The organism is Ahrensia sp. 13_GOM-1096m, from assembly GCF_000620605.1.
GTDB classification, from domain to species: Bacteria; Pseudomonadota; Alphaproteobacteria; order Rhizobiales; family Rhizobiaceae; genus Ahrensia; species Ahrensia kielensis.
In genome coordinates this window covers 348,213-361,196 of sequence record NZ_JIAX01000009.1, presented here as the reverse complement: position 1 = coordinate 361,196, position 12,984 = coordinate 348,213, and the positions used below count along the sequence as shown (strand labels likewise).

At 47.3% G+C, this 12,984-nt stretch carries 15 protein-coding genes; 5 read left to right on the top strand and 10 right to left on the bottom strand.

Annotated features, from left to right (window positions below):
- Nucleotides 1-2: 2 nt before the first annotated feature.
- Nucleotides 3-1,904, bottom strand: a complete 1,902-nt coding sequence (locus N530_RS0105740) for an ABC-F family ATP-binding cassette domain-containing protein (protein WP_026479914.1) — start codon at nt 1,902-1,904, stop codon at nt 3-5.
- 87 nt (nt 1,905-1,991) lie between these two features.
- On the opposite strand from N530_RS0105740, the gene N530_RS0105735 reads away from it, so the two are divergent.
- The 3 genes from N530_RS0105735 (at nt 1,992) to N530_RS0105725 (ending at nt 4,027) form a co-directional block, all read left to right on the top strand.
- Nucleotides 1,992-2,684: a glutathione S-transferase family protein gene (locus N530_RS0105735; RefSeq protein WP_026479913.1), complete on the top strand. Its 693-nt coding sequence runs from the start codon at nt 1,992-1,994 to the stop codon at nt 2,682-2,684.
- Nucleotides 2,685-2,776: 92 nt separating this feature from the next.
- Nucleotides 2,777-3,199 (top strand): nucleoside-diphosphate kinase, encoded by a 423-nt coding sequence (gene ndk, locus N530_RS0105730; RefSeq protein WP_026317124.1) that lies wholly within the window; start codon nt 2,777-2,779, stop codon nt 3,197-3,199.
- A gap of 153 nt (nt 3,200-3,352) precedes the next feature.
- Complete coding sequence (locus N530_RS0105725) at nt 3,353-4,027, top strand: hemolysin III family protein (RefSeq protein WP_018687506.1); 675 nt, start codon at nt 3,353-3,355, stop codon at nt 4,025-4,027.
- A 4-nt stretch (nt 4,028-4,031) separates the two neighbouring features.
- On the opposite strand, the gene N530_RS0105720 is transcribed toward N530_RS0105725, so the two are convergent.
- The 6 genes from N530_RS0105720 to N530_RS0105695 all read right to left on the bottom strand — a co-directional run bounded on the left by N530_RS0105720 (nt 4,032) and on the right by N530_RS0105695 (nt 9,256).
- Entirely contained in the window at nt 4,032-4,490 is a 459-nt protein-coding gene (locus tag N530_RS0105720) for a molybdenum cofactor biosynthesis protein MoaE (RefSeq protein ID WP_026479912.1), read from the bottom strand.
- A gap of 4 nt (nt 4,491-4,494) precedes the next feature.
- Nucleotides 4,495-4,749: a molybdopterin converting factor subunit 1 gene (gene moaD / locus N530_RS0105715; RefSeq protein ID WP_018687508.1), complete on the bottom strand. Its 255-nt coding sequence runs from the start codon at nt 4,747-4,749 to the stop codon at nt 4,495-4,497.
- The gene (gene pgsA / locus N530_RS0105710) at nt 4,746-5,360 is read right to left on the bottom strand and encodes a CDP-diacylglycerol--glycerol-3-phosphate 3-phosphatidyltransferase (RefSeq protein WP_026479911.1); all 615 of its coding nucleotides are present in this window, start codon (nt 5,358-5,360) and stop codon (nt 4,746-4,748) included. The genes moaD and pgsA overlap by 4 nt, the downstream gene beginning before the upstream one ends.
- A gap of 70 nt (nt 5,361-5,430) precedes the next feature.
- A complete protein-coding gene (gene uvrC / locus N530_RS0105705) occupies nt 5,431-7,428 on the bottom strand; it encodes an excinuclease ABC subunit UvrC (protein ID WP_035266525.1) in 1,998 nt (665 codons plus the stop codon).
- Between the two features lie 99 nt (nt 7,429-7,527).
- The gene (locus N530_RS0105700; RefSeq protein ID WP_026479909.1) at nt 7,528-8,286 is read right to left on the bottom strand and encodes an SDR family oxidoreductase; all 759 of its coding nucleotides are present in this window, start codon (nt 8,284-8,286) and stop codon (nt 7,528-7,530) included.
- Between the two features lie 19 nt (nt 8,287-8,305).
- Entirely contained in the window at nt 8,306-9,256 is a 951-nt protein-coding gene (locus N530_RS0105695) for a calcium/sodium antiporter (protein WP_026479908.1), read from the bottom strand.
- A gap of 259 nt (nt 9,257-9,515) precedes the next feature.
- Here N530_RS0105695 and N530_RS0105690 point away from each other — a divergent pair, with 259 nt between their 5' ends.
- Nucleotides 9,516-10,169: an outer membrane protein gene (locus tag N530_RS0105690; RefSeq protein ID WP_026479907.1), complete on the top strand. Its 654-nt coding sequence runs from the start codon at nt 9,516-9,518 to the stop codon at nt 10,167-10,169.
- Nucleotides 10,170-10,446: 277 nt separating this feature from the next.
- Nucleotides 10,447-11,133, top strand: a complete 687-nt coding sequence (locus tag N530_RS0105685) for an outer membrane protein (RefSeq protein WP_026479906.1) — start codon at nt 10,447-10,449, stop codon at nt 11,131-11,133.
- 53 nt (nt 11,134-11,186) lie between these two features.
- Here the strand turns inward: N530_RS0105685 and N530_RS0105680 are convergent, their stop codons facing one another.
- The 3 genes from N530_RS0105680 to N530_RS0105670 are packed head-to-tail and all read right to left on the bottom strand — an operon-like array spanning nt 11,187 to nt 12,921.
- Nucleotides 11,187-11,789, bottom strand: a complete 603-nt coding sequence (locus N530_RS0105680) for a glutathione S-transferase family protein (RefSeq protein WP_026479905.1) — start codon at nt 11,787-11,789, stop codon at nt 11,187-11,189.
- Between the two features lie 8 nt (nt 11,790-11,797).
- A complete protein-coding gene (locus N530_RS0105675) occupies nt 11,798-12,475 on the bottom strand; it encodes a ribonuclease T (protein ID WP_026479904.1) in 678 nt (225 codons plus the stop codon).
- 5 nt (nt 12,476-12,480) lie between these two features.
- Entirely contained in the window at nt 12,481-12,921 is a 441-nt protein-coding gene (locus N530_RS0105670; RefSeq protein WP_026479903.1) for a hypothetical protein, read from the bottom strand.
- Nucleotides 12,922-12,984: the final 63 nt, after the last annotated feature.

Below are 12,984 nucleotides of genomic sequence, written 5' to 3'. Positions count from 1 at the left end.
GCCTAGTCGTCCATTAAATTTGTGCCCGTTGCCTCTTCATACTGTGTGCACAGATCAATCCACTCGGCTTCCCAATCGGCGATTTGTTTTTCAATTTTGCCGCGTTTGATCGTCAAGTCAGAGACTTTGCCCTGATCATCAAGCACAGCTTTTGTGCCAAGACTTTCATCAATTACTTGAATCTCTTTGGTGGCTTTCGCCATTAAGCCTTCAATATGATTGATCTTTTTCTTAACAGGCGCCATTTTTTGGCGTGCTTGTGCAGCCAGTTTTCGCCGCTCTTTACCCGATAGACCATCGCCTTTTTTACCATCGTCATCATCGTTGGATTTCTTCTGCGGACCTTTAAGGATGAGCGTGCGATACTCATCCATGTCACCTTCATAAGGTTTCACAGTACCTTCGCCAACAATCCATAAACGCTCAGCTGTCGCCTCAAGCAAATGGCGATCGTGGCTGATCAACATCACGGCACCAGAATAACCGTTAAGCGCTTCAATCAAGGCTGCGCGGCTATCAATATCCAAATGGTTGGTCGGCTCATCCAGAATCAACAGATGCGGCTTGTCGAGTGTTGCAAGACCAAGCGTTAACCGGGCCCGTTCACCACCGGAAAGCTGAGCAGCTTTTGTGTCCATCTTGTCGGTGCCAAGTCCCATCGCCGCAACACGCGCGCGCACGCGGCTTTCAGGTTCTTCGGGCAGCGCTGCACGCAAATGGTCAAATGCAGTCCAATCTGAGTGAAGGTCATCCATCTGGTGCTGGGCAAACATCGCAACGCGCAGTTTATCCGCACGCACAACGGTGCCTTCTTGAGCCTGCAAGCGGTCCGAAAGCAATTTCGCAAATGTCGATTTGCCATTACCGTTCGCACCCAAAAGCGCAATGCGATCATCCGCATCAATGCGCAAATTAAGATGCGTCAAAATAGGCTTATCCGGATCATAACCAACACGCGCAGATTCCATCGTTACGATTGGCGATGCGGCTTCTCTGGTGGGCGAAGGGAAAACGATAGGTTTGACGCTTTCGTCAACCATGATCGAAATGTCGCCCATTTTCTCAAGTGCTTTTAAGCGGCTCTGCGCCTGTTTGGCTTTAGATGCTTTGGCGCGGAAACGCTCAACAAATGCCGCCATATGCTTTTTCTTGGCGTCTTGTTTCTCTTTAGATTTGACCAGTTGAGACATGCGCTCTGCGCGCGTGCGGGCAAAATTGTCATAATTGCCGCGGTATAAAGTGAGCTGTTTATTTTCCAGATGCAAAATCGAGGTGGCAGCTGAATTCAGCAAATCCCTATCGTGGCTGATGATAAAGACGGTATGCGGATATCTCTGGATATAGTTCTCCAGCCACAAAGTGCCTTCAAGGTCGAGATAGTTGGTCGGCTCATCAAGCAGCAGATAATCAGGCTCAAGAAATAGAACCGCAGCCAGCGCCACACGCATACGCCAACCGCCCGAAAAGGACGAGCATGGCCGTTGCTGCGCTTCTGCATCAAAGCCAAGTCCGTGCAAAATAGCGCCGGCCCGCGCTTCGGCAGAATGTGCTTCAATATCCGCAAGGCGAATATGAATTTCAGAAATCCGGTTTGGATCCGTCGCCGTTTCAGCTTCTTCAAGCAAGGCGGTACGCTCAGTATCAGCCTCAAGCACGGTTTCGAGAAGAGTGGCATCCGTGCCAGGTGCTTCCTGCGCTACTTGGCCAAGTCTCAAACCTTTTTGCAATGAGATATCGCCGCTTTCCGGCGAAAGAGTCCCATTGATGAGTTTAAATAGTGTGGTTTTGCCCGTGCCGTTTCGTCCAACAAGGCCACATTTAGAGCCGGTTGGGATAGTCGCTGATGCGTCTTCGAAAAGGGGGCGGCCCATCATTCGAAATGTAAGATTATTAATATTTAACATGGCTGCTGTTTGGCTCGGATTGGCTTGTTTAGCAAGATAGAAAAGCGTTATGCAAAGGGCCAAGTAATTGGATAGGGAAAATAGACGATGACAATCAAACTCTATGAGCTTTGCGGCGCTGACAATAAGATGGTTTTCAGCCCACATTGCTGGAAGGTTCGCATGGCGCTCGCCCATAAAGGCCTGAGCTACGAGACTGAACCTGTTGGTTTTTCTAAGGTCGCCCGTATCGAAGAAGGCGAAAGCCGCCGCGTGCCTGTTTTGCGTGATGGAGAAAACATCATCGAAGACAGCTACAAAATCGCGCTTTACCTTGAAGAGAAATACCCAGATAGACCAAGCCTGTTTAACGGCGAGGGTGGCAAAGCGGCAACACAATTTGTCACGGCTTGGAGCCAAAACCAACTTCATCCGATTGTCGCAAGACTTGTCCTCATACAGATTTATCATTCACTGAATGATGAAGACAAAGTTCATTTTAGAACGACCCGCGAAAAAACGTTTGGAATGACACTGGAAGATTTCAGTGCAACACGTGGTGCATCATCAACAGATTTGCACAATGTGTTAGTGCCGTTAGAGGCGATGCTGGCCGATCAACCTTTCATCGGTGGGCAGAAACCACTTTATGCTGACTATGTTGTGTTTGGGGCATTGCAATGGCTCCGTATCTTTAAGGGGCAATCGCTCTTGAAGAAAGGCAGCAAAGCAGAAGCTTGGATGGAGACGCTGCTGGATATGTATGATGGGGCAGGACGTGCTGCGACGATAGCCGCTTAACGTTTAGTGGAAAGATAAAAGCCTTGGCTTTCATAGCTAGGGCCGCTATAGACCGCCCAAATCCCTTCATAAAGAAAACAGGAATGTCAAAAATGGCAATCGAACGTACATTTTCCATGATCAAGCCAGACGCAACAAAGCGCAACTTGACTGGTGCTATCACGAAAGTATTTGAAGAGAACGGCCTTCGTGTTGTTGCTTCTAAACGCGTATGGATGAGCCAAAAACAGGCTGAAAGCTTTTACGCTGTTCACAAAGAGCGTCCATTCTTTGGCGAGCTTGTAGAATTCATGTGTTCTGCGCCAACCATCGTTCAGGTGCTTGAAGGCGAAAACGCTATAGCGAAAAACCGCGAAGTTATGGGTGCAACAAACCCAGCTGAAGCTGCTGACGGCACAATCCGTAAATTGTTTGCTGAATCAATCGGCGAGAATTCTGTGCATGGTTCTGATGCTGCTGAAACAGCTGCTGAAGAAATTGCATTCTGGTTTGGTGGCAACGAAATCGTAGGTTAATTCCTTAATTTCGCTTCAATGAATTTTTACTTAATGCAAACCGGACAGAGCAATCTGTCCGGTTTACTTTTTTTTCGCATATCTCTGTTATGCTTATGGCGAGGAAATTTTAATTCATCACGAGGGTGATCATAGCAGTGTAAAGAGTTTAATATGGCGACCACAATAAAGGCGAAAGCTTCCGCATCTCATTTGAGTTTTGTTTATCCTGATTATTCGTTCGAAGAACGTTTAGCGGATGGGTTAGTCCATATAGTCGGTGTCACGCTCTCGATTGCTGCATTTATTCTTCTTTTAAGCCAGCCGGCATTCGATACGCGCTATTTAGGCGTTGTTCAAATTTATGCGGCGTGTGTGATCGGCCTTTTTTGTTTTTCAGCTGCATATCATATGGTGCCGCGCCCTGAATTACGGCCAATATTGCGCCGTTTTGACCAAGCTGCGATCTATTTCAAAATTGCAGGCACATTTACGCCGATGGTGTTCATCGTGAATACCGATTTTGCCTATTACCTTTTGGCAGCCATTTGGCTGGTCGCAACAAGCGGTGCCTTGATTAAATTATTGGCAGGCGAGCGCTTGGATAAACATACGATTTTTATCTATCTTGCGCTTGGTTGGAGCTCTATTTTGCTTCTATGGCCGTTGTTTGAGGTGTTAGCTGCGCGCAGTGTTTGGCTCGTGATTATTGGCGGTTTGCTTTATACAATTGGCATTTATTTCAATCAGTCCAACACGATTAAATATTCAAATGCGATTTGGCATAGTTTTGTGTTGGCCGCCTCTACCTGCCACTTTGTAGCGATTGCGGGTGGGGTGTTGATGTAAGCGCCTACCAGCGCTTTAAATCATCAATATCTGCCTGTTTGGATTGAACCCAATCGCCATCTTCAGCGTCTGCAAGATGTTCTTTTTTCCAAAAGGGTGCTTCGGATTTAAGATAATCCATCAAATAATCCGCAGCCTCAAATGCCGCACGGCGATGACTGGATGCTGTTACGACAAGCACGATATTCGCACCGGGCTCAAATTTACCAAAGCGGTGAATAATAGTCAGGCCCGTAAGCGGCCAACGCTGGGCGGCTTTTTGCGCAATCTGATTGAGCTGCGCTTCAGCCATTGCAGGATAATGTTCTAACTCAAGCGCTTTGAGCCTTCCGCCTTCATCACGGCAAAGCCCTGTGAAAGTAACAACGGCACCAATATCTTTTCGACCTTGGGTGAGTTTATCGACCTCGTTTTGAAGATCGAAATCATCCGCTTGTACAGATATGTGAGGTTTAAGCGTCACTTGCTTAGCCACCCGTCATGGGAGGAAACAGCGCAATCTCATTTGCCGCACCGATCTTTTCGCTGTGATGAATGTGTTCCTGATTAACCGCAATGCGGATTTGATCGGAATATTCGAGCGCATGTTCGAAGTTTTCACCGCGTGTTTTCAACCAGCGCATAAGGTCATCACCGGTTTCAATGTCGTCTGGCAGCTCAACACTTTCTTCAGAAAACCCAATGCGCTCCCGAACCCATGCGAAATATACAAGCTTTGTCATGCCGCACCATCTTTTGGATCTTCAATCACATGGCGCATACCTGCACGGAAATAATCCCACCCTGTGTAAATCGTAACGATTGCTGAAATCCATAAAAGCGTAAGGCCGATCTGGCTTGTATAGGGAAGGACTTTGTCTCCCGCTTCACCCGCAAGCAAAAAACCAATAGCGATCATTTGTATGGCTGTTTTCCATTTGGCAACTTGCGAAACCGGAACGCTGACTTTTAAGGCCGCTAAATATTCGCGCAGACCAGAGACGAGAATTTCGCGGCAAAGAATAATCACAGCAGCCCAGAGCGACCAGTCAACAATGGTATCTAATCCAACCAGCAAGAGTAACACGACTGAAACCAGTAGCTTATCTGCTATGGGGTCTAGCATGCGGCCAATATTGGAAATTTGCTGCCATCTTCGTGCCAGATAACCGTCCAAAAAATCGGTTACGCTAGCAAGGGCGAAAATGAATAGGGCAACCCACCGCGCAGTATCGCTGGAAGCTAATTCCCCTTTGGTGAAAAAGCATAAGACAATCAGCGGAACCGCCAAAATGCGCGCATAAGTGAGCACGTTGGGCAATGAGAAAATTAATAGTTTTTGAGCGTTAGACATAGGTTTTGCTATTCTCTGTGAAATTTCAAATCAACACTGCAAAGTGTTTGGGTCAAGCAATTAAAGCGATTTACTGATCACCATCGTGAAAATGATCGTGAATTAGCTTTGCCATTGCTTCTGAAATGCCTTCGACCTTGCTTAAATCTGACAGCGGTGCGCGGGCAACGGCCTTGGCTGTACCAAAGTGATGTAATAGTGCGCGCTTGCGAGAAGGGCCAATCCCCGCAATTTCATCAAGCGGATTACGCACCATTTCTTTTTTGCGCTTCGCACGGTGCGTGCCGATGGCAAAGCGGTGCGATTCATCGCGCAAACGTTGTGTGAAATATAAAACCGGATCGCGCGGTGGAAGGCTGAAATCCGTTTTACCGGGCATAAAGAACCGTTCGCGGCCTGCATCACGGTCCGGGCCTTTGGCAACACCAATGAGTTCTATCACATCCTCAATGCCAAGCCTTTTGACGATTTCGCGCACGGCATTGAGCTGGCCAAGGCCGCCATCAATCAGCAAAAGATCTGGCCATGCAGGCAATGTATCCGTGCTTTCTGGCGCGTCATCAGTTTCGGCAGAACGATCAGGAATACCATGCTCTTTGATAAGGCGCGTAAATCTGCGCTCCATAACTTCCTGCATCATGCCAAAGTCATCGCCCGGCGTGATCTCCGTCGATTTGATGTTAAACTTGCGATATTGGTTTTTCACAAACCCTTCAGGGCCAGCAACAATCATCGCGCCAACAGCATTTGTTCCCATGATGTGCGAGTTATCAAACACTTCGATGCGGCGCGGCACGCGCTTTAATTCAAATGTTTCAGCAAGCCCCTTGAGTAATCGTGCTTGACTTGATGTCTCTGCCAAACGTCGCCCAAGCGCTTCTTTTGCATTGGCAAGCGCATGGGTCACAAGATCGCGCTTTTCACCGCGCTGCGGCGTATTGATGGTCACTTTGCGTTCAGCGCGAAGCGTGAAAGCCTCTTCAAAAAGTTCGGGATTCTCAATCTCGTGCGACAGAAGAATAAGCCGTGGGCAGGGCTTGTCATCGTAAAACTGAGACAGAAATGCACCGAGCACTTCTGTTGGTTCAAGCGATGAATCTGCTTTGGGAAAATAGGAGCGGTTGCCCCAGTTTTGACCTGTTCTAAAAAAGAAAACTTGAATGCAGCTTGTACCGCCCTCTTGATGAATGGCGAATACATCGGCTTCTTCCACACCTTGCGGATTGATGCCTTGATGGCTTTGGATCGCCGTTAGCGCCGATATTCGGTCGCGGTAAAGCGCTGCGCGTTCAAAATCCAATTCATCCGATGCGTCTTGCATCGTTTGTGCCATTGCTGTTTGCACCGCACGGCTTTTACCAGAGAGAAAATCATCCGTTTCGCTCACCAATTGCGCGTAATTTTCTTGTGAAATTTCACCCGTGCAAGGGCCAGAACAACGCTTGATTTGATAGAGCAGGCAAGGCCGCGTGCGTGTTTCATAAACGCTGTCGGTGCATGTGCGCAGCAAGAATGCGCGCTGCAATGCGTTAATGGTGCGGCCAACCGCGCCAGCCGAAGCAAAGGGACCGTAATATTTGCCCTTTTTTGACCGCGCACCACGATGTTTGAAAAGCCCCGGTGCCTCATGATCGCCCGTTACTAAAATATATGGAAATGACTTGTCATCGCGCAGCAAAACGTTGAATTTTGGGCGCAGGCGCTTGATCAAATTGGCTTCAAGCAGCAGCGCTTCTGTTTCGCTGCGTGTTGTCACAAACTCCATTGATGCCGTTTCGCGGATCATCCGCGCAATACGGTTGGTGTGCCCGCCATGACGGCCATAATTCGTGACGCGGTTTTTGAGCGATTTAGCTTTGCCAACATACAGCACATCGCCGTTCGTATTGAACATACGGTAGACGCCGGGCTTGTTGGGAAGGCGTTTCACATAGGCATTGATAAGCTCAGTACCAGACAAATCATTGGTGATTGTCTCATCCTGCTCCCACTTAACATCAGTGAGGGCAGATGCAGAAATTTCTACATCAGGGACATTGTCAGCCATATCTGGATTATCAGGAATCATATTTATAATATGGGCTTGTTCCATGTGCCGCTTCAAGCGGTATACGCTTTAAAGCCAACAATATTACGCATTTGAATAATGCCTACTGACAATAATTGTCTATTCATTGGCATGGGTGTCGGGTGTTTGCCATGCAAGATGCTGACCGCCATCAAGCGCTAACATCTGTCCCGTGATTGATTTTGTTTGCCACAAATAGCGAATGGTCGCGCCAAATTCAGACAAGTCAGGCCCATGTTTTAAAATGAGCGTCGCTTGTTGCTTTGCGAAATCTTCATCGGACTGGCGCTCATTCTTTAGAGTTGGGCCAGGGCCAATAGCATTGACGCGAATGTTAGGACCAAGCGCCTGTGCCATTGTTTGCGTTGCTGTCCAGAGGGCAGATTTTGACAGCGTATAGGTGAAAAACTTAGGGTTAAGCCGCCATACTCTTTGATCGATCATATTGACGATCAGGCCTTCCTTATCACCTAAATGTTTTGCCAAGGCGCTGCTTAAAAATGCAGGCGCTTTAACGTGAACATTAAAATGCGTGTCCCATAGAGCTTCATCAAGATCGCTTATTTCATCATCTTCAAAAACCGACGCATTGTTGATGAGTATGTCAACGCTTCCAGCTTTTTGCGCGGCTTGGTCTATTAAAGCCGTGGTTTCACTCATTTTCGTCAGATCAGCTTCAACAGCAAAGGCACGGCCGCCATTACGCTTGATTTCTTCGCAAAGCGCTTGCGCTTCATCAAGTGAAGAATTGGCGTGAATGATAACGCCATAACCATTGGCCGCAAGATCCAAGGCGATAGCGCGGCCCACACGGCGGGCACCGCCAGTTATCAATGCATTGATGTGCTGCTTGGCCACAAATAACTCCGTTTAAAAATTAGAATACGGAAATGATATAGGCCAGATAGGCCAGAAGCATAGCGCTACCGAGCAATTTTCCGGTCGTAATGCGTGCAAAGCAAATAACCGCGAGCAAGACGGCGGCGGCTAACATGACCCACATATCATAGGCAATCATTGTGTCGGCAACAGGCACATCGATCAACAGGCCTGTTATGCCCATAATGGCTGCGATGTTGAAAATGTTTGAGCCGATAATGTTGCCCAGCGCTACATCACCATTTTTGCGCCATGCTGCCATGAAAGAGGTCGCCAGTTCCGGTAGCGATGTGCCTATAGCAACAATGGTCAGTCCAATTGCCGCATCGGAAACACCGAAGTGGCTTGCAATACCAGACGCGCCTTCCACGGTGAAATGAGCCGCAATGGGCAGCAGAATAAGACCGCCAAGCAGGAAGACTATTATTTTGGAGTTTTGTGTCGGAGCGTCTCCGACATCGTCGTGATAATCAGATGGTATCGTTGCGTCATCTTCTGTCTGTGTGCGTGCGCGCACGATTTGTGCGATAATATAAAGGACCAAGCCGGCAAACAAAATGCCGCCTTCCAGCCTTGATAAAACACCGTCTGAAATCATCCACATAAATGCAAGAGTGAAAAACAGAAGAATACCTACATTACGCGAAAGGCCATTCTGGTTGGCATGAATGGCGGTAATGAGGGCAGGTAGTCCCATCACAAGCAGCACATTGGCGATGTTGGACCCTACAATATTGCCAACAGCGATATCGGGAACGCCTGACAGCGCTGAATCGAGCGATATAACAAGCTCCGGTGCAGACGTGCCAAATGCTACAATTGTAAGGCCGATAATGAGGGGCGGGATGTTAAATTTCTCCGCAAGACCCACAGCACCTTTAACGAGATAATCTCCAGCAAAAACGAGCAGAATTAATCCGCCCACCAGCATTGCGATATTGAGTAACATTTATATGGGGTCCCTGCTTAGAATGTGACCAGTATATAAGTTGTCTATGGGCCGATAAAAAGGGCTAGCGCATTGATTTTGTTCGTTGCTCAATAAAACTGTTGCTTATTTAGAACACTACAAAGCGCCTTATTTCAGTCACGGGAATTCCACATTTTTGAAAATCAAATGCCGCAATTGAGGTGCAAAACGTTTCTTGAGGGTGAGGGGCTGCCCAAGATTTTTATCAAGGGCACAATTAACACCGATAGGAGAAGTTATGCGTACGAATTTTCTAAAAGCAGGTGCTGCAGTCGCAGCTTTGTTGATCGCAGCACCGGCAATTGCCGCAGATGCGATTGAAACACCACCTGAACCACCAGTTTCAAACTATGTAGAGGCTGCTCCAGCAAATACTTGGTCTGGCATCTATGGCGGTGGTTCACTGGGTTATTCATGGGGCAAGTTTGATACATCCGGCGGTGATGTAGATGCAAAAGGCCTCTCTGGTCTAGGATTTGTTGGTGTTAACGGCCAATCCGGCTCAATCGTTTATGGTGTCGAGGGTGACTTGGGTTACACCGATGCAAAAGAATCAATCGGTGTCGGTGCTGAAATTAAACAGGGTCTGTTCGGTTCTGCACGTGCGCGCCTAGGTTATGCGTTTGACCCATTTATGCTCTACGGTACAGCAGGTGTTGCCGCAACACAGGCCAAAGTTAGCGATACTATTGGCAGTGATAAAAACACACATCTTGGCTGGACAGTTGGTGTCGGCGGTGAAGCGCTTGTAACAGAAAATATCTTTACACGTGTTGAATACCGTTACTCTGATTATGGCTCAAAAGACTATAATACAGGTGTCGGTGGAACATCCGTTTCTTCAGGCTTTTCAGATCACAGCGTTCGCGCAGGTATTGGTCTAAAATTCTAATTTAATATCTTAATGAAAATGCCGCCGACATTGCGTTCGGCGGCATTTTTGATTCAAGCCTGTTCTTTTGAAGCGAAATTACTTTCTGTGCCTGAGAGAACGTTTAAGAAAATATACTGATGTAAAGTGAAGTAATTTCCTATTTACGTAACATTGTTGATATTTCTGCAGTAAGATTGGTTATTTTTAAGTACAAACTGCTTTATGTGTATGAATAATTAAACTATATGGAGAATAGTGAGTTTTTTAATATACGGTAATGCCGATAGGAGTAGTTATGCTTAGTAACATTATAAAAACAGGTGCTGCAGTCGCAGCTTTGTTGAGCGCAGCGCCGGCAATAGCAGCAGATGCGATTGAAGCGCCATATGAGCCACCAGTTTCAAACTATGTAGACACTGCTCCAGTAAACATTTGGTCTGGCATCTATGGCGGTGCTTCACTGGGCTATACATGGGGAAAGTTTGACCTGAGCGGCGATGAAGGGCAAGGCGGCAATGTGGATGCAAAAGGCATCTCTGGTCTAGGATTTGTCGGCGTTAACGGCCAGTCCGGCTCGATTGTATATGGTGTCGAAGGTGACCTAGGTTACTCCGATGCAAAAGTCTCAATCGATGGTGAAGGCGGTAAGCAAGGTATTTTCGGCTCTGCCCGCGCGCGTCTTGGTTATGCGTTTGACCCATTCATGCTCTACGGTACAGCCGGTGTTGCAGCAACACAGGCCAAACTTACCGCTACAGTTACCAATGATGCTGGCAATAGTTTTCATGTGAGTGATAAAAACACACATCTTGGCTGGACAGTTGGTGTCGGTGGTGAAGCGCTTGTAACAGAAAATATCTTTACCCGTGTTGAATACCGTTACACTGATTATGGTGCTAAAGATTACAATCTTGATGGCACGGCCGTTTCTTCAGGCTTTTCAGATCACAGCGTTCGCGCAGGTATTGGTCTAAAATTCTAATTTAATATCTTAGTGAAAATGCCGCCGACATTGCGTTCGGCGGCATTTTTGATTCAAGCCTGTGCTTTATAAGTATCAAACGCAGGATAGGCTTCTTGAAAGCGTGTTTCAAACCGGCGCAGTTTGGCGCGCCCACGGCGCCAGTTTAAATCTGGAAAACGCAAATCCATATAGCTCATGGCTGCCGCGACGGCGAATTGTCCGCCGTTTAGTTTTCCCCGTACAGGTGTAATATTTTCTTCAAGCCAATCGAGTGATCGCTCTACTTTACGTGCTTGCATATCAATCCATTCTTGATGGACTTTTTCTTCCGGCCGCATACGCTTTTCATAAATTTGTGCGAGCAAGCAATCACAAAGCCCATCGGCTGCTGCCTCAAGGCGCTCTGCTATGCGCCGTTTGTCGCCATTGCGTGGATAGAGCGTTTTGCCAGACATGCGGTCAAGTTCTTGCATAATGGCGCGGCTATCGAAAACCGAGAAACCATCATCAAGAACCAATGTTGGTATTTTTCCCAATGGATTGGCATCAATCAGATCGCTTGGTTCGTCGCTCGTGGTCACTTTGCGCGCTTCAATGCCAATATCTGCATAATCTGCTGCCATGCGCACTTTGGCGCTGTAGGGAGAAGCCGGTGAATAGAGTATAATTGGCATTGTTGTTCCTATCGTAAAGGGGCGACAGCCATTGAGCGGCTGCGGCAGTAGTTTCTATCAATTTCTGGGCAAGAGCGGAATGAGGCAAGGTCTTTTGTCATGCAGATGCGCACATCACGCAAATATTTGCGCTTGCAGGTGGCTGCAATCCCATCATTAGGAATGTCCGGATTCTCGGCTTGAAATAGTTTTTCAACAGAAATGGGTGAAATTGTTTTTGTTTCTGTCAAACCGGAAAAGCTAGGCGGAAGACTGATTTTACTAAATGCTGCTCGCGTGACGCTAAAATATTCTTCAGGTGAAAGGCCGCTGCAAGAACCATGTTTGCGCCATTGATGTTTGATCAAGCCAAAGCTTGGCATAATATCCGTCATGGAGCTGACGAGACTGTTATCGAGCTTGTTATTGCTGTTACAATTTTCTGGATATCCGCGTTCAAATTGCGGCCACAACCCATGAACAACAAATTCATATTTTTTATCCGGTCCGCATTGGCGCGAATCCGCATTATTGCCTTCTGAAGCGCAATAGCCAGGCGACCATGACAACGATAGAACATAGAAATCAAAACCATTGCCAATAGGAATGGTTGAGAGCGGTTCTGATCTATCGTTATTTTCGGCTGAGCAGCTCGCAACAAAGCCAGCCAATAGCATTAAAGCTATGCAGAGGATCAGCCGGTTCATAGGTCTTAGCGCAATATATTGCAGTGAGCACCATAGACGTTCCAGCGATCGAGGCCAGAAATACAAAACTCAACATTATTGCCAAGCCCTGCAAAGCCTGCGCCATATTCCAGTAAATACCAGATGGAGCGTTGTTGGCCGTCGCTCATATAAGCTTGCGCTTTACAATAACGCCGCGCGAAGGGGCTTTTGCCCTCTGGCTCGTAGCGTGTCTCATAGGTGTTATATAGTTCGGCGACTTGAAGGTCAGGATTGTGGTGAACTTCATTGGCCTGAATATCGAACCGTGACTTAATGCGATTGATTACTTTTACATCGCTACAGTCATTATTTTGAGCTTCCGAATACACCATGTCAGCTGCAGAGGCAGGGCTTAAAATCGGAGCATTAAGCATTGCACCGCTCAATAATATTGCTGCAAATTTGCTTATGTTCGACTTCATCATTTTCTCCTGCCTTGCCCTATCATTTTGAGATGTAGCGCAAGCACAATGCTGCGCCAAGCGTTC